Source organism: Gordonia mangrovi (assembly GCF_024734075.1).
GTDB lineage: Bacteria > Actinomycetota > Actinomycetes > Mycobacteriales > Mycobacteriaceae > Gordonia > Gordonia mangrovi.
The window spans coordinates 1753186-1769588 of the sequence record NZ_CP102850.1; the positions used below are offsets into that span (position 1 = coordinate 1753186).

Consider the following 16403-nt stretch of genomic DNA (forward strand, 5'->3'; position numbering starts at 1 on the left):
ACACTTCGCTCGGCTAGGGTTACCGGCATGACCTCCGGCGCCACCAGCAACGATGACGTGTGGCTGGTGATCCCCGTCTTCAACGAGGCGCAGGTGATCCGCGAGGTCGCGGCGAATGCGGCGAAGACCTTCCCCAACATCGTCTGCGTCGACGACGGCAGCCGCGACGATTCCGCCGCCGAGATCCATGCCGCCGGTGCGCGGCTGGTCCGCCACCCGGTCAATCTCGGGCAGGGTGCGGCCATCCAGACCGGGGTGGAGTACGCGCGGGCGCAGCCGGGTGCCCGGTTCTTCGTCACCTTCGACGCCGACGGACAACATCAGGTCGACGACGTGGTCGCGATGATCGACCGCCTGCGTACCGAACCGGTCGACATCATCGTCGGCACCCGATTCGCCGAAGGACGCAGCGAGTCGGTACCCCTGGTCCGGCGAATGGCGTTGCGCACCATCGTGTTCTTCAGCCCACGCACTCGTCGACTCGGACTCACCGACGCGCACAACGGGTTACGTGCCTTCAACAAGACGGTGGCAGACGATTTGGATCTGGTGATGGCCGGAATGAGTCACGCCTCGGAGTTCGTGGCACTCATCGACCACCACGACTGGCGGGTGGCCGAGCAGCCCGTCACCATCTTGTACACCGACTACTCCCGGGCGAAGGGGCAGTCGCTGATCAACGGCGTCAACATCGTCGCCGACGGTCTGCTGCACCCGCGGATGAGGAAGTGAGTGCCCGATGATCTGGTTTCAGATCCTGACCATCGTCGGCCTGGTGGCGCTGGTCGCCTTCTTCGTGGTCAACCGTGGCACGGCGCGCGCGTCGGCGGGCGTGAAGATACTGTTCGTCGCCTTCGTCGCATTCGGCCTCTATGCGATGCTGCGCCAAGACGACATCACCTGGCTTGCCAACAAAGTCGGCATCCAGCGCGGCCTGGACCTGGTGCTGTTCCTCCTGGTGGTCGCCTTCGCCTTCACCACGGTCTCGACCTACCTACGATTCCGCGAGCTCGAGATCAAATACGCGAGACTCGCGCGGGCCGTGGCCCTACGCGACGCGGACAATCAGTCGCAAGATTAGCGCTCGATGTCACCAGCACGGTAGTCGACAGAACCCCAGAATTCGCCGAGAGAACCCAAGCCTCCGTCACATCGTGCCGTAAGACTCAACCTCTGGGTTCTCTCGGCGAATTCTGGGGTTCTGTCGACGCGAAACGGGGTTCTCTCGGCGAATTCTGGGGTTCTGTCGGCGAATTCTGGGGTTCTGTCGACTACCGAGCCAAGACTTGGCTGGTTAGGTCGCCAGGGTGCGCAGGTACCGGGTGACGTCGTCGTAGGTCGGAAGCAGGCCGGAGTCGCGTGCCTCCGACAACCCGGGCGCGGCAGTGTCTTTCGTCGACAACTCGTACTTCAGCGGACTGCCGTCACGAGCGCTGGTCGGCCAGTCGATGCCGAGTTCCTCGTCGAGCGGGTTGATGCCGTGCTCGGCGGTCGGGTTGTAGCCGGTGGAGCACAGGTAGGTGACCGTCGAACCGTCGGCGAGTGAACAGAACGCGTGCCCGAGCCCCTCGGACAGATAGACCGCGCGCCGGTCGACGTCGTCGAGCAGGACGGTGTCGTAGGTGCCGAATGTGGGCGACCCGACCCGGATGTCGACGATGACGTCGAGAATCGCGCCCGACGGACAGGTCACGTACTTGGCCTGCCCGGGTGGGACGTCGGCGAAGTGCACACCGCGCAGCACCCCGGCCGCCGACACCGACAGATTCACCTGCGCGAGGTCGAGCCGATGCCCGATCACCTCGGCCAGCAGATCGCCCTTGAACACCTCGGCGAACAGCCCGCGCTCGTCGCCGTGCTGCACCGGCGTGAGTTCCCATGCGCCGTCGATCGTCAGCGGCCGCACCTTCATCTCAGAAACCCTTTCCGCGCTCGAGAAGTTCGAGCAGATAGTCGCCGTAGCCCGACTTGCGGAGTTTCTCCGCGCGCACCCGCAATTCGTCGTCATCGATGAACCCACGCCGCCACGCGATCTCTTCGGGCACGGCGATCTTGAGGCCTTGGCGCTGCTCGACGGTGCGCACGAAGTTGCCGGCATCCAGCAACGAGTCGAAGGTACCGGTATCGAGCCACGCGGTACCGCGCGGCAGCACTTTCACCGCCAGTCGCCCCTGATCGAGATAGTGGGCGTTGATGTCGGTGATCTCGTACTCACCCCGGGCGCTCGGAGCGAGGCTGCGCGCGATCTCGACCACATCGTTGTCGTAGAAGTACAGACCCGGCACGGCATAGTTCGAGCGCGGATGCTGCGGCTTCTCCTGCAACGCCACCGCACGACCGCTGTCGTCGAAGTCCACCACCCCGTATGCCGTCGGGTCGGCCACCCAATAGGCGAAAATGGCGCCGCCGTCCACGTTTTCGAATCCCTGGAGCTGACTGCCCAGTCCGGGTCCGTAGAAGATGTTGTCGCCCAACACCAATGCCACCGAATCGTCGCCGATGTGGTCGGCGCCGAGCACGAACGCCTGGGCGAGTCCATCGGGCGACGGTTGGGTGACGTAGGTCAGGTTGATGCCGAACTGCTCACCGTTGCCCAACAAACCTTGGAAGGCCGCACTGTCGTGCGGTGTGGTGATGATCAGGATGTCGCGGATGCCGGCGAGCATCAGCGTCGACAGCGGGTAGTAGATCATCGGTTTGTCGTAGACGGGCACGAGTTGTTTGCTGACGCCCTGGGTGATCGGGTGCAGGCGAGTCCCGGTGCCCCCGGCAAGGATGATGCCGCGCATAGGGCCAAGCGTAGGGCATGAGGTCTCACCCGGTCAGACGCCCGACGGTACAGTGACGGGCGTCCGACGGAAGGGTCGAGTCATGCGGGTTCTGGTCACCGGGGGCGCCGGGTTCATCGGCGCCAATTTCGTGTTGCGCACCCTGGCGCAGCGTCCCGACGTCGAGATCACCGTGCTCGACAAACTCACCTACGCCGCCAACCCGGCCACCCTGGAACCGGTCGCCGACCGCATCGATCTGGTCGTCGGAGACGTCGCCGACACCGCGCTGGTCGACCGGCTGGTCGCCGGGGTCGACGTGGTGGTGCACTTCGCCGCCGAATCCCACAACGACAACTCCCTGGCCGACCCGTCGGCGTTCGTGCAGACCAACCTGGTCGGCACGTTCTCGCTGGTGGAGGCGGTGCGCCGCCACGACGTGCGCTACCACCACATCAGCACCGACGAGGTCTACGGCGACCTCGACCTCGACGACCCGGCCCGGTTCACCGAACAGACCGCCTACAACCCGTCGAGTCCGTACAGCTCGACCAAGGCCGGCTCGGATCTGCTGGTGCGGGCGTGGGTGCGCTCGTTCGGGCTGCGCGCGACGATCTCGAACTGTTCCAACAACTACGGGCCGTATCAGCACATCGAGAAGTTCATCCCCCGCCAGATCACCAACGTGCTGGCCGGGGTGCGACCCAAACTGTACGGCGACGGCCGCAACGTGCGCGACTGGATTCACGTCGACGACCACAACGACGCGGTGTGGACCATCATCGACCGCGGCGAGATCGGCGAAACGTATCTGATCGGCGCCGACGGCGAGGTGGACAACCGCACCGTCGTGGAGAGCATTCTGGAGTTGCTCGGCCAACCCGCCGACGCCTTCGACTTCGTCACCGACCGTCCCGGCCATGACCGCCGCTACGCCATCGACTCCACCCGCCTGCGCACCGAGTTAGGTTGGCAGCCACAGTATGTGGATTTCCGATCCGGGTTGTCGGCGACCATCGACTGGTACCGCGAGCACACCGACTGGTGGCAACCGCACAAGCAGGCCGTCGAGCAGAACTACGCGGGCACCGAGCGGGTCATCGGCTGAGCGGAGGCTGGTCTCACCCCAGCGGCACCACCCGGTCGAGGAAGTCCACCTGATCGGCGACGACCTCCTCGAAGGCGTCGCCGACGTAGATGTCGAAGTGACCCTCGGGGTAGCGGTTCAGCTGCGTCGTCGGGCCGCGCTGCGCGTACCGGATCGTCTGGCGCGGCGGCGCCACGGAGTCCTTCTCGCACACGCACACCAGCACCGGGCAGGTGAGGTGGGCCAGCGCCCGCCCCGGATGGTGCAGCGCGATCTCCGGCACGACCCGCGCCGCGACCTCGTTGGTGAACGGCTGCCCATCGGGCACCAGCGAGAGGTACCCCGGCACCACATCGGGGGCGGTCATCAACGCTGTGTCGTGCGGCTCGCCCGCCAACGCGACCATCACCGGGTCACGGCGAGCGACCTTGGCGGCGAGATCGGCGATGGCCCGTCCGGTGACCTTGACCGCCGTGGCCGGCGCCATCGCGAGCACCGACGCGGTGCCGCTGGTGAAGGGGCACTGTGCGATCACCGCGGCGACGTCGCCGTCGCGGGCGGCCGCCGCCAGCACATGGCCACCGCTGAACGAGGTGCCCCACAGGATCACTCGACGGTTGTCCACCTCGGCGAGGCTGCGGGCGAATGCGATCGCGGCCGCCCAGTCGCCCAACTGCCGACGCACCGACAGCAACTGGCGCGGTTGTCCGTCACTTGCGCCGAAGTGCCGATAGTCGAAGACCAGACAGGCATAGCCGGCATCGCAGAACCGCTCGGCGAAAGCGTCGAGACGCATCTCCTTGATCGCCCCGAGGCCGTGTGCCATCACGATGATCGGCGCCGGATCGTCGGCGTCCGGTCGGTACAGCCAGGCCCTGCACACCACTCCCCCGGATCTGAACTCCACATCTGACCGCGCCACACGCCGACGTTATCCGCTGCGCAAGAGGCGGACAACACACAGCAACCGAAGGGCCGGCTACCAGGTCCACCGCATACGGTGGACGCATGCGCGTACTCGTCAGCGGTGGTGCCGGCTACATCGGCTCGCACACCGTCATCCGACTCGTCGAGGCAGGCCACGATGTGGTGGTGGTCGACGATTTCAGCAATGCCAAGCCGACCGTGGTGGGCCGGCTGGAGGCGTTGAGCGGTCGGCCCATCCCGGTGCATGCGTTCGATGTGTCAGACGCCGACAAGACCGAGCATCTCTTCGCCCACGAACAGATCGACGCCGTCATCCACTTCGCCGGGTTCAAGGCGGTCGGCGAATCGGTGGCCAAACCGCTCGACTACTACCAGAACAACCTCGACTCCACCTTCTCCCTGCTGCGCGCGATGGGACGGCACGATGTGCGCACACTGGTGTTCTCGTCGTCGGCGACGGTGTACGGCGCAGAACCACAGTTGCCGATGACCGAGGATCTACCGACGTCGGCGACCAACCCGTACGGCTGGACCAAGGTGATGATCGAGCAGGTGCTGACCGACGTCGCGGCGGCGGACGACCGGTGGCGCATCGCGGCGTTGCGCTACTTCAACCCGGTGGGCGCGCACGCCAGCGGTGACATCGGCGAGGACCCCAGCGGCATCCCCAACAACCTGATGCCCTTCGTCGCCCAGGTGGCGGTCGGCCGACGCGAGAAGCTGTCGGTGTTCGGCGACGACTACGACACCGTCGACGGCACCGGCGTGCGCGACTACATCCACGTCGACGACCTCGCCGCCGGACATGTGGCCGCCCTCGACACCGTCAACAGCCGGTCCCAGCCGATGTCGGTGTGGAACCTCGGGACCGGCCAGGGCGTGTCGGTGCTGCAGGTGATCAAGGCGTTCGAGCGTGCCAGCGGACGGCCGATTCCCTATGAGGTGGCGCCGCGGCGGGCCGGCGACATCGCCGCCTCCTACGCCGACCCGTCCAAGGCCAACGCGGACCTCGACTGGCGGGCGACGAAGACCATCGACGACATGTGCGCCGACACCTGGCGGTGGCAGTCGAAGAACCCGAACGGCTACCCCGACGCCTGAGGCGGACTCCGCCACCATGCAGAGCGGCGGACGATCAGCCGGTCGGCGTGTAGACCCGTTCGTTGACCCGATAGATCGTGACATTCCCCTGCCGGAACACCTCGGTCAGACCGGGTGCGCCGTTCTCGCGCAGCGCCAGGAACGGGTCGCCCTGCACCCCGTTCTCCGGGTCGGGCACACCGTTCTGGAACTCCCAATAGCTGGGCGGACTGTCGATGACGTAGTGCACGTTCATATCGCGCACGATGCCGTCGAGGTAGGGGTCGGCACCGATCTCGGAGACACCCCAGAACAGGTCGCGCTGCCGCTGGGAGAAGTCGTTGGCCCGATAGAACGGGAACATCGGGGTGACCCCGGTGACCGGATACAGCCAGCCCGTGCCCTGATCCAGGTTGTTGAGGACCAACACGTCCTGGGCGTCGGGCTGCTCGGCCAGCCAGTGATAGGCGGCGAGGTCGTCGGGCCCGATGTACTTGCCGCCGCGTTCCTTGGACGCGATCTGCGCGTCGGCCGGGTACCGGATCACGCCGGCGGCGGCTATCAGCGCGAGCAGTACGGCGACGACGGCCGGCAACGCCCACCGGCGCAGTCCCGGCGACCACCGGTCACGCCCACCGACCCACCCGGCGACCGCCAGCGCCGCCGCACCCAACGCACATCCGGCGGCGGCCGCGGAGAACATCGCGACCACAAAGGTGAGTCGATGGGGTGAGTTGTAGAAATAGCCACCGATGGCGCCGAGCGGATAGGACAGCACACCCAGCGAGACGACCGAGTTGGCGGTGACGAGCACGAACACCAGCCAGCCGACCAGCCCGGCCCAGCACCGCATCCAGGCCAGGACCGCCAGACCGAGCACCGTGAGGACGATGAGCGCCCAGATCGGATAGTGCTTCTCCAGTGGAATGGTGCCGTTGAACGCGGCCTGCGCCAGACCGGACAGCACCCCGACACCTTCTTCGCGGAAGTCGAAGAAGGGCAGTTCGTTGGTGTCGGCGACCTTGATGGTGCCGTACACCACCGGGGCGATCCCCACCACGGTGACGACACCGGTGACCGCCAGGGTCGCGAGATCGCGCAGCCGCCCGTACGCCGGGCGCCACAGCCCCTCCAACAGCAACCACAACACGACGATGACGCCGGCGAGGATCAGCCCGGACGGATGCGTCGCGGTGACCCCCGACATCGCGGCCGCGGCGGCCAGCACCCGCCGACGGTCCCGCACGGCGCTGATGACCAGTATGGCGGCGATCGGGGCCATCGACACCCCCACCGCGTTGGGCACCGACGTCAGTTGCACCTCCACATACGGCAACGACGGGAACAGCGCCGAGACCGCCGCGGCGGCACCGGCCAGCACCGCCGAACGGGTGGTGTCGAAGCGGTGGCGGGCGAACCAGTACGCCAACGACGCGACCCCGAACGGCACGGTGATCGCCAGCACGGCCGGCGAATAGGTGTTGTAGAGCTCCACCGGGTCGGCGCCGGTGAGCGGGAACAGGATGGCGCCCAGCGCATGCCAGGTGTTCGGGTAGTAGTTGAAGCCGTGGGTGTCGTAGTTCATCAGCTCGCCCATGCGCAATGCCGAGCCGACGCCGGTCTCGTCGATCCAGCGCAGCGAACTCGCATGCCACAGCGAATCCCACACCTGCGAGATGTTGCCCAGGCCGGCGAAGGCGGTCTTGACCAGCGGCCTGATACAGGTGACGGCGATGATGATGGCGCCGACGCCGGCACCGGCGATCAACGGCAGCGTTGACCGCCATCGCAGCGGCGGGTCGTCGGCGGCGGGTTGCGGCGCCAGTCCCGCGAATCGGCGGGTGGCGAGCACGGCGGCATACGCCCACGCGAACAGCAGCGTGATCACCAGCGCGAGGAGCGCGGTCACGATGTTCCACTCGAACCCGATTGCCGAGTACGTCACGGTGAAGACGCTGACCACCGCGAAGGTGATCGGCGGGCCGGCGGCGATCGCGACCGGCCACGGCAGCAGCATGCGTCGTCCGACGACGGCGCCGGGAACCACCAGCATCAGGGCCGTCACGACCGTGACCCATGCCCCCAGCATCATCGCCCGATTCCTCCCGTCGCCTGCGAACCGGAGATGAGGTTACCGGGCGGCCTCTCGGCGGGGCTGCGACGGCGTGGCGCGCTGAGCACGGTGGGAGATCCGATGTCCGACGACGACGATCGCCAGGCACACCAGCGCAGCGATCACTCCGACACCGAACATCGTGGTGTAGGTGATCGTCGGCCGTGCCTCGGAGATCCAGGCGAGGATCACCGGCACGGCGAACCCGAGGTAGGTCACCGAGTAGAAGACGGCGGTGAGGCCCGCGAGGTTGCGCGGACCGGCGATGCGCTGGACCTCCAACAGCCCCGCGATCATCGCCATGCCGTAGCCGCAGCCCAGCACGATCGCGGCCACCAGGGACACCCAGATGGTCAGGGTGTGGGCGGCTGCGGCGGCGAGTGCCATTCCGGCGGCGAGCACGATCAGGGCGAGGACGGGGCCGCGCGCACGGTCGGGGTCGTCGAGCCGCCGGCCGAGCGACTGGATACCGAAGCCGGCGCCGAGACCCAGGACGCAGCACAGTGCGGCGAAGGCGATCGGCGCACCGGCGGTGCGGGCCGACATCAGCGCCGGGATGACGGCGTAGGCCGATGCCGCGGCACCGAAGACCCACGGCGCGATGGGGACGACGACCAGTAGGAAGCGCCGGTTGCTCACCCCCCGGATGCGCAGGCCGTCGACCACGCTGCCGCCGGCGACCCGCCGGCGCGTCTCGGGCGCCCCGGTCAGGGCCGCCAGGGCGACCACCGCGAGCACGATGTTGACCGCGTACGGCGTCACCGTCGGCCACGGTCCCCACTGGGCCAGGACGCCCGCGACACCGGCGCCGACGCCGAAACCGGCGGTCAGGCTCATCGCCGCACGCCGCGCTCCGACACCGGCACGTTCGCCGTTGCGGTGACTGATCTCCGCCAGCCAGCTGCCACCGACGGCCATCGACAGTCCCAGCGCCACGCCGCTGGCGACTCGGCCGGCGCTGAGCAGACCCAGCGAATGCGGTCCGAACGCCAGCAGCAGCGAGCCGAGTCCGGCGAACACCGGGGCCGGCAGCATCAGCGGCCGGCGACCGAACCGGTCCGAGAGCGGACCACCGATCAGCAACGCCGGCACGATGCCCAGCACGTAGGTGAACAGCAGACTGTCGACGGCGACGGCCGACAGCTCCCCCTGCTGTCGGTACATCACCAGCAACGGGGTGAACTCGTTGCCGCCCCACGCGGCGGTGAACAACGCCGCCGCCACCGGCGTCCAGCGGGCGGAACGCAGCGGTGTGGTGTGACCGGCCGACGTCTCGTCGGTGATGTCGAGCGTCATGATGGCCGCCCGAGGTCGTGCACGGACGCCAGGTGGGCCGACAGTGCGGCGGTGAACGCGGCGGCGTCCCCGCGGGCGACGGCGGTGAGCAGTTCCCGGTGATCGGCGAGGATGCGGGCCGCGACGGTGTCGTCGCGCCGGACACTCGTGGTGGTCATCCGCCGGTGACGTTCGCCGAGACCGACGAAGAAGTCGGCGAGCAGCTGATTGTCGCCGGCGGCGACGATCAGCTGGTGGAACTCCGCGTCGATGCGGGAGAACTCCGCGATGTCGCCGGGGTCGGCGGCCTGATGCGCAGCCAGGTTGCGTTCCAGGCGGGCGGCGAGATCGGCGCGGCCGGCGGCGTCCTCGGCGACCGATCGCACGGCGTGCTCCTCGAGCAGGATGCGCGCCTCCACCACATCGTGGGCCTCACGATCAGCCACCGGAACCACCAACGCACCCCGTTTCGGATACAGGCGCATCCAGCCCTCGGCCTCCAGCCGGAGGAACGCCTCGCGCACCGGAGTGCGACTCACATCACACTTCGTGGCGACCTCACCTTCGCTGATGAGCTCACCGCCAACGATCTCGTTTGTGAGGATTTGCGCCTTGACCTCGCGATACACGCGTTCAGCTGCTGATTCGGCGCTTGCGGACGACATAGATACAAGTTGTACCTTATCGACCCGATCGATCAATCGGGGGGTACCTTGCCCGGGCTGTGGACACGGTGCGACACTGAGGCGGTTCCGCAGCCCGGGCACAAAAGTGATCCGGGTCGCGACGGTTCGCCGTAGTGCCGGAGCGCACACACTCCGCGCCACGGACCGGCAGTTGTAGGGGCGCCCCACCGTTGTGGCGCCACCGTAGAAACCCGCCGTTCGATGCGGGTGATCCAGGAGGAACAACCGTGGCCAGCACGGCAAACAACGCCCCCACCCATCGCACTCCGTTCAACGAGCCGTCGCTCGCGGAGTTGCCGATCACCGATGAAGAGATCTTCATGGCGCATGTGGGCGGCAAACTCTCGGTGGAGCTGCGCGCGCCGATCGACACCCAGCGCGATCTGTCGATCGCCTACACCCCCGGCGTGGCGCAGGTGTCGCGGGCGATCGACGACAAGGCCGAGCTGGTCAACCAGTACACCTGGACCCAGCGGCTGGTGGCCGTGGTCTCCGATGGATCGGCCGTGCTCGGTCTCGGTGACATCGGCCCGCGCGCATCGCTGCCGGTGATGGAGGGCAAGTCGGCGCTGTTCCGCTCCTTCGCCGGCCTCAACTCCATTCCGATCGTGCTCGACACCAAGGATCCCGACGAGATCGTCGAGACCCTCATCCGGCTACGGCCGAGCTTCGGTGCCGTGAACCTCGAGGACATCTCCGCACCCCGGTGCTTCGAGATCGAACGGCGTGTCATCGAGGCCCTCGACTGCCCGGTGATGCACGACGACCAGCACGGCACCGCGATCGTCGTGCTGGCCGCTCTCAAGGGTGCGATGGCGCTGCAGGGCCGCGACCTGCGCGACCTCAAGGTGGTCATCTCCGGCGCCGGCGCCGCGGGGGTGGCGTGCGCCAACATCCTCGAGCACGCCGGGGTGAGCGATGTGGTGGTGCTGGACTCGAAGGGGATCGTCAGTTTCCACCGCGACGACCTCAACGAGATCAAGCAGGAACTGGCCGAGCGCACCAACCCGCGCAGCCTCTCCGGCGGCGCCGCCGAGGCCTTGGACGGCGCCGATGTGTTCCTGGGGGTGTCGGCCGGTCAGATCGCCGAGGCGGCCATCGCCTCGATGAGCGAGAACGCGATCGTGTTCGCGCTGTCGAATCCGGATCCGGAGATCCACCCGGAGGTCGCGGCCAAGTACGCCGCCGTCGTGGCCACCGGCCGCAGCGACTTCCCCAATCAGATCAACAACGTCCTCGCGTTCCCGGGCGTCTTCGCCGGCGCGCTCGACGCCGGTGCGCGTCGCATCACCGAGCGGATGAAACTCGCTGCCGCAGAAGCGATCTTCTCGGTGGTCTCCGACGACCTGCGGGCCGACAAGATCGTGCCGAGCCCGCTCGACGACCGGGTCGCCCCGGCGGTCGCCAAGGCCGTCGCCGCCGCCGCCAAGGCCGAGGGCGTCGCCTAGACAGTCGACCGTTCCTGAAATCGGCCTCCTCAGGTCGGGCCGAGGGGATATCCCCTCGGATCGGCCTGAGGAGGCCGATTTCAGTTTCCGCGGAGCCTATCGAGTTGCCCGTGCGTCCAAGACACATGGAACTCGATCGCACCGATCTCGCCGACGCCGTCTACAGCACAGCGGAGATGTCGGCACTGGGTTACGGCGACGCCGCGTTACGCCGGCTGGTCCGCGTGGGTGCACTGACGCGGCCGGGTCGCGGCTGGTACGCCACGCCGGCCGCCGACGACGACGCAGTCGAGGCGGCTCGCCGCGGCGGCTGCGTGAGCTGCGTGTCCGCGCTACGCAAGCATGGGTTCTGGGTGCCGCCCGGATATCACGAGCTGCACGTTCGCCCCTCCCGACACAATCGTGCGAAACGACGCGACTTCTGCTCCACACCCGGCGGACCGCTGCCGGTCACCACGTCCCTCGATCCCGTCCCGACCGCACTGGTCTGCGCCGCGCAGTGCATGACCGCCGAGGACTGGATCATCGTCACCGACTCGGTGCTCAACACGTGGGGCTGGACCGTCGAGCGCCTGAGAGCCGAGCTTCCGCAGGTGAACGCCAAGATCGAGACCATGCTCGCGAAATGCGACCCGAGGTCGCAGTCGGGTACCGAGACAGCCGTTCGGGTGCGTCTGCGGGCCCGCGGGTTCCACGTCGAGGTGCAGCCCAGGGTCGACGAGGTCGGGTACGTCGACCTCAAGGTCGGCCGCCTTCTCATCGAGTGCGACAGCGAACTCCATCACACGAGCAGAGAGAACTACCTCAAGGACAGGCGGCGCGACCGTAAGTCGCTGGCGCAGCAACTGCTGACGATCCGGGTCACGTACGACGACGTGCTCTACGGCTGGGAGGAGACTCTCGCCGACATCCGGGCCGTCACCGACGCAGATCGGCACCGTCCGCGCCGGAAGCGACGGAAATCAGACACCTGAGCAACGACCGAGGGGATATCCCCTCGGATGGGCCTGTGGAGGCCGATTTCAGTCACTCCCGTCCGCGCCACGTGCACAGGCAGATCTCGTTGCCCTCGGGGTCGGCCAGCACCCACCATTCCGGCGCAAACTCGTCGGTGACCAGCCGACCGCCGGCGTCGATCGCGGCCGCCATCCGTTCCTCCACCGCGTCGTGTGGGAGCCACAGGTCCACGTGGACGCGGTTGCGCTGCGACCTCGGTTCGTCCATCTGCTGAAACCACACCCCGGGGAGGATGCCCGCCGGGTCGGAGAGGTCGATCGACGTCTGCTCGGGCTCGTCGTAGTAGCCGAGGATGGCCTTCCAGAACGGCCGGACCTTGTCGGCGTCGAGCACGTCGATGCCCAACTCGAATCGTCCCGGCGGGGCGGCCGCCGGCTCCAGATCGAGGTCGGCCGCGATCGACGAGATCCGGTTGGCCAGCGCGACGTCGGCTTCGGTGAGTCGGTGCGCGCTGTGCGTGGTGAGCGCCAGATGTACTGAGCCGTACCGCAGTTCCACATCTGGATGATGCCCGGCCGCTTCGGCGGCCTCGATGATCCGGGCGACGAACTCGCCGCCGCGCACCATGTTCTTGGTCCGGAAGGCGGCGTAGACGGTGTCTGCCAAAACCCGCCACGGGTCCGAGAGGGCTTCGGTGGCCGCTGCCGCGCTGACTGGGGTTCCGCTGGATCCGGTCATGATTCGACCCTACGGCGATGGCGTCGCGCTCGGTACCCTGTCGAGGTGCTCCTTCCGGCGCGTGTGGCGCAGGGTGTGGCGGACGGTTCGGTCGACCTGGCCTTCCGCCGGTGGAAGGTCGCGCGGGTGCGCGCCGGATCGACGTTCCTGAGTTCGGTCGGGGTGATCGAGATCCGCTCCGTCCGGCAGGTCGACGTCGACGAAATCTCCGACGACGAGGCGCGCCGCGCCGGGTTCCCCACCGCAGCGGCCAGCATCGGAAAACTCCGCCGCACCGACGACCCCGTCTTTCGGATCGAGCTGAGGTGGGCCGGCCCGGACCCACGGATCGCGCTGCGTGCCTACGACGAACTGTCCGACGACGACGTCGCCGACCTGCGTACCCGACTGCAGCGACTCGACGATCGGTCGTCACACGGCCCCTGGACTCGGGCGACCCTGCAGCTCATCGGCCGCCGCCCCGCTGTCGTCTCGACCGAACTCGCAGCCGAATTGGGCAGGCCGCGGGCGGATTTCAAGCTCGATGTGCGCAAGCTCAAGAAACTCGGCCTGACCCGGAGTCTGGACGTCGGGTACGAACTGTCGCCGCGTGGCCGCGCACTGCTGTCGCTGCTCGATGAAACCCCACCGGGCGGCGCATAATCAAGCCATGCCCAGCGCGCCACCGGCCCGCCACCTGCTTCGGGCCCGAGACCTCGTCGACGCGCGGTTCGCCGAACCGCTGACCGTCGAGGACATGGCCGCTGCCGCCAAGCTGTCGCGGGCTCACTTCACCCGGGCGTTCAGCGCCACCTTCGGCCAATCGCCGCACGCCTACCTGCAGACCAGGCGACTCGAGCGTGCTGCGGCGATGTTGCGCAACACCGACCGATCCGTCGCCGACATCTGCATGGCGGTCGGGCTGAGCAGTGTCGGCTCGTTCACCACCAGTTTTGCCAGGGCATTCGGCCAGTCCCCCACCGCCTATCGGGCGTCGTACCCGCCGCCGAGCGCGTATGTTCCGGTGCCCACCTGTGTCATGCGGCTCTACAACCGGCCGAGCCCCACGACACGTACGGGCAAACACAGCACACGGGGAGAAGAAGAGCATCTGAGCGGCTCGTAGCGTGAATGTCATCAGCATCGAGCGGCGCGGATAGTGCGCCGAAAACGAAAGGTGAACATCATGATTCGCATCGCACGAGCCCAACTGTGGGTTCACGACCAGGATGAGGCACTCAAGTTCTGGACCACCAAGGTCGGACTCGAGGTCCGCATGGACGTCTCGCTGCCCGAGATGGGCGGCTTCCGCTGGCTGACCGTCGGCCCGCCCGGGCAGGACGACGTGGCTCTCGTCCTGATGGCCATCCCCGGCCCCCCGATGGTCGACGACGGCACCCACGACGAGATCGCCAACCTGACCGCCAAAGGGTTCGCCGGCACCGTCTTCCTCACCACCGACGACTGCCAGAAGGCCTACGAGGAGCTGGCCGAGCGCGGGGTGGAGTTCACCGAGACACCGGAGCAGCGCCCCTACGGGATCGACGCCGGCTTCCGCGACCCGTCCGGCAACAGCATCCGACTGACGCAGCTGGCCCCGGAACTGGCCAACGCCTGAGGTCACGCATCGAACCGGGCCCCCACCAGGGCCCGGTTTGGTCGCGCGCGACCGGCTCGCTAGACTCGTGGGCGCTGCCTCGCGCAGCACGCCGCCCTAGCTCAGTCGGTAGAGCAATTCACTCGTAATGAATAGGTCAGGGGTTCGATTCCCCTGGGCGGCTCCACTAATAAGTGCAGTTCAAGTACTCTTCCTGATGCTAGGTCGGCACCTCACACCGACGCACAAAGCGCGGCGAGCACGCACAGGCTTTCCAGCTCCGCATTGGCCGGTCTGCATGTGTGCTGTGGCAAACTCAGCCTTTGGGATGGCACCTTGTGATGACAAGCAAGCGCGGCCTTCAGTTGATCTTTTGCGGCCAACACCAAGAGACGTTGAGTTTCATGGATGTGACTTCAACCCAAAGCCGTCTATCATTGGTTTGTGCAGTTAGAGCGCTTCGCTAGTAGTCCGATCGGGGACCTGCGACCGATCTCCGGGACCGATGGACGCAACGGAAGAACCTACGAACACTGCGCCTATGTAGCCCACCCCCTGTCGACCGAGCCCGTTCTATCAGGGCAGACCTGGCGTGCAGTCACCAGTGCCAGCAGGGCCCTCGCGCAGCTTGATCAAGCTTCACGGCAGGTACCGAACCCCCGCATCCTCCGCCGTCCGACGCTGACTCGCGAGGCTCAGAGCACATCGGCGCTGGAAGGGACCTTTGCACCGATCGATGAAGTCTTGGCGGCGGACGAGAGCGACCCCGCGGGCTACAGCGCAGAATTGATTGAAGTGATCAACTACATCCGCGCGGCGGACGACGCGTTCGATTTCGTTGCAGAGCAACGCGTTATCACGACGTCGCTGATCGAAACAGCCCACAAACAGCTTGTCGACGGCACAGAGTCCGAGACCCGCGATGCGGGGCGGGTGCGACGCTGCCAAGTAGCCATCGGCAGCCCCGATGGGACTATCGAGTCTTCGCGCTTCGTTCCGATGCCTCCCGGACCCGATCTCGAAGCATCGGTGCGCGACCTGGTCACATGGATGAACGATTCCACTGCCGCACGCGACCCACTGGTCGCCGCTGCCATGTCCCACTATCAGTTTGAAACCCTTCACCCATTCAACGACGGTAACGGCCGTATCGGCCGTCTACTCATCGTCCTGCAACTGATGGTCGACGGCCTGCTACAAGAACCGCTCCTGAGCGTGTCGCCGTGGTTCGAAACACGTCGGAGCGAGTACCAGGACGAACTGGCGAACGTATCGATCTCCGGCGAATGGGACTCGTGGGTTCAGTTTTTCAGCGCTGCCGTGGAGGCGTCCGCTATCGATACCGCGAACCGTGTCAACCTCATGCTCGACGCTCAGCGGGACTACTCCCAGCGGCTACAAGACTCAGGCTACCGTGGCGGTCTGGCACGCGACATCGTCGAGATACTGGTTGAATCGCCGATTGTGCGTGTGCCCAATCTCGCGCGGCGGTTCGGAAAGTCCCCCCAAGGAGTCGACCAGGCTGTGCAGAGACTCGTGAAGGTCGGAGTTCTGAAAGGACCATACGGAACCTATCGCAAGGTCTACATCGCACAGGAGGTGCACCGCGCCATCACCTCACGTTCCTCATAGAGCGCAATTGCGTTGCGCGCTAGCTTATTTCATCGGACCGCTGTAGGTTCTGGGCCGCCAGGGGGCGGTACGAAGATCCGTCCGAGGACGTTCGGTGGCATCGTCAGCAACGGCAA

17 protein-coding genes and 1 tRNA gene are annotated in these 16403 nt (G+C 66.9%); 11 read left to right on the forward strand and 7 right to left on the reverse strand.

What is annotated here, in order from left to right:
• The first annotated feature begins 27 nt into the window (after positions 1-27).
• Positions 28-732 carry a polyprenyl-phospho-N-acetylgalactosaminyl synthase PpgS gene (ppgS, locus tag NWF22_RS07980; RefSeq protein WP_160903884.1) on the forward strand — a complete coding sequence of 235 codons (705 nt, stop codon included), beginning with the start codon at positions 28-30 and terminating at the stop codon, positions 730-732.
• Positions 733-739: 7 nt separating this feature from the next.
• Positions 740-1081 carry a DUF2304 domain-containing protein gene (locus NWF22_RS07985; protein WP_160903885.1) on the forward strand — a complete coding sequence of 114 codons (342 nt, stop codon included), beginning with the start codon at positions 740-742 and terminating at the stop codon, positions 1079-1081.
• A gap of 213 nt (positions 1082-1294) precedes the next feature.
• Here NWF22_RS07985 and NWF22_RS07990 read toward each other — a convergent pair whose 3' ends face one another.
• Together NWF22_RS07990 and rfbA are read right to left on the reverse strand one after the other, a co-directional pair.
• Positions 1295-1912, reverse strand: a complete 618-nt coding sequence (locus tag NWF22_RS07990; protein WP_160903886.1) for a dTDP-4-dehydrorhamnose 3,5-epimerase family protein — start codon at positions 1910-1912, stop codon at positions 1295-1297.
• Between the two features lies 1 nt (position 1913).
• Positions 1914-2789, reverse strand: coding sequence for a glucose-1-phosphate thymidylyltransferase RfbA (gene rfbA / locus NWF22_RS07995; RefSeq protein ID WP_160903887.1), 876 nt, complete (start codon positions 2787-2789; stop codon positions 1914-1916).
• Positions 2790-2871: 82 nt separating this feature from the next.
• Between rfbA and rfbB the strand changes: the two genes are divergently transcribed.
• Positions 2872-3876 carry a dTDP-glucose 4,6-dehydratase gene (gene rfbB, locus NWF22_RS08000; protein ID WP_160903888.1) on the forward strand — a complete coding sequence of 335 codons (1005 nt, stop codon included), beginning with the start codon at positions 2872-2874 and terminating at the stop codon, positions 3874-3876.
• A gap of 13 nt (positions 3877-3889) precedes the next feature.
• Here the strand turns inward: rfbB and NWF22_RS08005 are convergent, their stop codons facing one another.
• Positions 3890-4777: an alpha/beta hydrolase gene (locus NWF22_RS08005; protein ID WP_160903889.1), complete on the reverse strand. Its 888-nt coding sequence runs from the start codon at positions 4775-4777 to the stop codon at positions 3890-3892.
• A gap of 86 nt (positions 4778-4863) precedes the next feature.
• Here NWF22_RS08005 and galE point away from each other — a divergent pair, with 86 nt between their 5' ends.
• A complete protein-coding gene (gene galE, locus NWF22_RS08010; protein ID WP_160903890.1) occupies positions 4864-5883 on the forward strand; it encodes a UDP-glucose 4-epimerase GalE in 1020 nt (339 codons plus the stop codon).
• 34 nt (positions 5884-5917) lie between these two features.
• Here the strand turns inward: galE and NWF22_RS08015 are convergent, their stop codons facing one another.
• From NWF22_RS08015 to NWF22_RS08025, 3 genes are read right to left on the reverse strand one after another with little or no spacing between them, the layout of a single operon-like run.
• The gene (locus NWF22_RS08015) at positions 5918-7954 is read right to left on the reverse strand and encodes a DUF6541 family protein (RefSeq protein ID WP_160903891.1); all 2037 of its coding nucleotides are present in this window, start codon (positions 7952-7954) and stop codon (positions 5918-5920) included.
• 39 nt (positions 7955-7993) lie between these two features.
• A complete protein-coding gene (locus NWF22_RS08020; RefSeq protein WP_160903892.1) occupies positions 7994-9271 on the reverse strand; it encodes an MFS transporter in 1278 nt (425 codons plus the stop codon).
• Entirely contained in the window at positions 9268-9915 is a 648-nt protein-coding gene (locus tag NWF22_RS08025; protein ID WP_160903893.1) for a GntR family transcriptional regulator, read from the reverse strand. Before NWF22_RS08025 ends, NWF22_RS08020 begins: the two co-directional genes overlap by 4 nt.
• 248 nt (positions 9916-10163) lie before the next feature.
• On the opposite strand from NWF22_RS08025, the gene NWF22_RS08030 reads away from it, so the two are divergent.
• Positions 10164-11384 (forward strand): NAD(P)-dependent malic enzyme, encoded by a 1221-nt coding sequence (locus tag NWF22_RS08030; RefSeq protein ID WP_258321357.1) that lies wholly within the window; start codon positions 10164-10166, stop codon positions 11382-11384.
• 110 nt (positions 11385-11494) lie between these two features.
• Complete coding sequence (locus NWF22_RS08035) at positions 11495-12358, forward strand: type IV toxin-antitoxin system AbiEi family antitoxin domain-containing protein (RefSeq protein WP_258321358.1); 864 nt, start codon at positions 11495-11497, stop codon at positions 12356-12358.
• A 52-nt stretch (positions 12359-12410) separates the two neighbouring features.
• Here the strand turns inward: NWF22_RS08035 and NWF22_RS08040 are convergent, their stop codons facing one another.
• On the reverse strand, positions 12411-13079 hold the full coding sequence (locus NWF22_RS08040) for a 4a-hydroxytetrahydrobiopterin dehydratase (RefSeq protein WP_160903894.1): 669 nt from the start codon (positions 13077-13079) through the stop codon (positions 12411-12413).
• 45 nt (positions 13080-13124) lie between these two features.
• On the opposite strand from NWF22_RS08040, the gene NWF22_RS08045 reads away from it, so the two are divergent.
• From NWF22_RS08045 to NWF22_RS08065, 5 genes are all read left to right on the forward strand, one after another.
• Positions 13125-13721 (forward strand): ASCH domain-containing protein, encoded by a 597-nt coding sequence (locus NWF22_RS08045; protein ID WP_160903895.1) that lies wholly within the window; start codon positions 13125-13127, stop codon positions 13719-13721.
• 7 nt (positions 13722-13728) lie between these two features.
• Positions 13729-14184 (forward strand): helix-turn-helix domain-containing protein, encoded by a 456-nt coding sequence (locus NWF22_RS08050; protein WP_160903896.1) that lies wholly within the window; start codon positions 13729-13731, stop codon positions 14182-14184.
• 60 nt (positions 14185-14244) lie between these two features.
• Positions 14245-14676: a VOC family protein gene (locus tag NWF22_RS08055; protein ID WP_160903897.1), complete on the forward strand. Its 432-nt coding sequence runs from the start codon at positions 14245-14247 to the stop codon at positions 14674-14676.
• A 90-nt stretch (positions 14677-14766) separates the two neighbouring features.
• Positions 14767-14842: transfer RNA gene (locus NWF22_RS08060), tRNA-Thr, on the forward strand.
• Between the two features lie 257 nt (positions 14843-15099).
• Positions 15100-16287, forward strand: a complete 1188-nt coding sequence (locus tag NWF22_RS08065; RefSeq protein ID WP_160903898.1) for a Fic family protein — start codon at positions 15100-15102, stop codon at positions 16285-16287.
• Positions 16288-16403 lie beyond the last annotated feature (116 nt).

What these genes read in the sequence shown, in the direction of transcription:
- ppgS (WP_160903884.1), top strand. Translation starts at nt 28, where the DNA reads ATGACCTCCGGCGCCACCAGCAACGATGACGTGTGGCTGGTGATCCCC.
- NWF22_RS07985 (WP_160903885.1), top strand. Translation starts at nt 740, where the DNA reads ATGATCTGGTTTCAGATCCTGACCATCGTCGGCCTGGTGGCGCTGGTC.
- NWF22_RS07990 (WP_160903886.1), bottom strand. Translation starts at nt 1,912, where the DNA reads ATGAAGGTGCGGCCGCTGACGATCGACGGCGCATGGGAACTCACGCCG.
- rfbA (WP_160903887.1), bottom strand. Translation starts at nt 2,789, where the DNA reads ATGCGCGGCATCATCCTTGCCGGGGGCACCGGGACTCGCCTGCACCCG.
- rfbB (WP_160903888.1), top strand. Translation starts at nt 2,872, where the DNA reads ATGCGGGTTCTGGTCACCGGGGGCGCCGGGTTCATCGGCGCCAATTTC.
- galE (WP_160903890.1), top strand. Translation starts at nt 4,864, where the DNA reads ATGCGCGTACTCGTCAGCGGTGGTGCCGGCTACATCGGCTCGCACACC.
- NWF22_RS08015 (WP_160903891.1), bottom strand. Translation starts at nt 7,954, where the DNA reads ATGATGCTGGGGGCATGGGTCACGGTCGTGACGGCCCTGATGCTGGTG.
- NWF22_RS08020 (WP_160903892.1), bottom strand. Translation starts at nt 9,271, where the DNA reads ATGACGCTCGACATCACCGACGAGACGTCGGCCGGTCACACCACACCG.
- NWF22_RS08025 (WP_160903893.1), bottom strand. Translation starts at nt 9,915, where the DNA reads ATGTCGTCCGCAAGCGCCGAATCAGCAGCTGAACGCGTGTATCGCGAG.
- NWF22_RS08040 (WP_160903894.1), bottom strand. Translation starts at nt 13,079, where the DNA reads ATGACCGGATCCAGCGGAACCCCAGTCAGCGCGGCAGCGGCCACCGAA.
- NWF22_RS08050 (WP_160903896.1), top strand. Translation starts at nt 13,729, where the DNA reads ATGCCCAGCGCGCCACCGGCCCGCCACCTGCTTCGGGCCCGAGACCTC.
- NWF22_RS08055 (WP_160903897.1), top strand. Translation starts at nt 14,245, where the DNA reads ATGATTCGCATCGCACGAGCCCAACTGTGGGTTCACGACCAGGATGAG.